The organism is Microbacterium sp. MPR-TSA4, assembly GCF_058792815.1.
The window spans coordinates 1-610 of the sequence record NZ_JBXAFF010000098.1 but is presented as its reverse complement, the minus strand read 5'-3'; the positions used below and the strand labels follow the sequence as shown (position 1 = coordinate 610).

General features: G+C 72.1%; 1 protein-coding gene and 1 pseudogene. Both read left to right on the top strand.

Features of this window, described 5'->3' with window-relative positions; all coding sequences use genetic code 11:
• A pseudogene (locus tag AC1Q49_RS16245) lies at positions 1-255 on the top strand (cytochrome c biogenesis CcdA family protein); the annotation flags it as partial.
• Positions 256-344: 89 nt separating this feature from the next.
• Positions 345-610, top strand: a 266-nt coding sequence (locus AC1Q49_RS16240; RefSeq protein ID WP_492493441.1) for a hypothetical protein, incomplete at its 3' end; no start/stop codon positions are given.

Sequence of the window (610 nt, the reverse complement as noted above, 5' to 3'; positions counted from 1 at the left end):
ACCGGCAACCCCGCCCGCGGCGCCCTCCTCGCCGTCACCTACTGCCTGGGCCTGGGGTTGCCCTTCATCGCCGCCGCGGCCGGCCTGAACTGGGCCACCGGAAGCATCACGTTCCTGCGCCGCCACATCCGCACCATCAACATCACCGGCGGGATCCTCATGATCGCCACCGGCATCGCGATGATCAGCGGAGCCTGGACACTCCTCATCTCCAGCATCCAGAACCTCATCGGAGCCACCGTGCTCCCCCTCTAACACCCCGCTGCCGCCGGGAGCGGCGCCATGGCGTTAGCCGCCTGGCAGGGGCGGACCGGCTCCCTGCCGCATCACTGAAAGGACAGACCATGCGACCACACGGCACCCGTGACCGCGCCCCCCTCCCGTCCGAGCCGGACCCGGCCCGCGGTTCCCCGGCGCTGGGGGCCGGGGGCGTCTGGGTCGCCGCAGCCGCCGCAGCCGCCGGGGTTGGGTCGGCGTATTGGGACGACTCCTGGCACACCACCCTCGGCCGGGACAGCACCTTCATCCCTCCCCACCTGCTGCTGTATGCGTCGATCCTCACCGTCGGGGTCGTGATCGCCGGCTGGGGGTGGCGGCGGCTGGCCGCGAC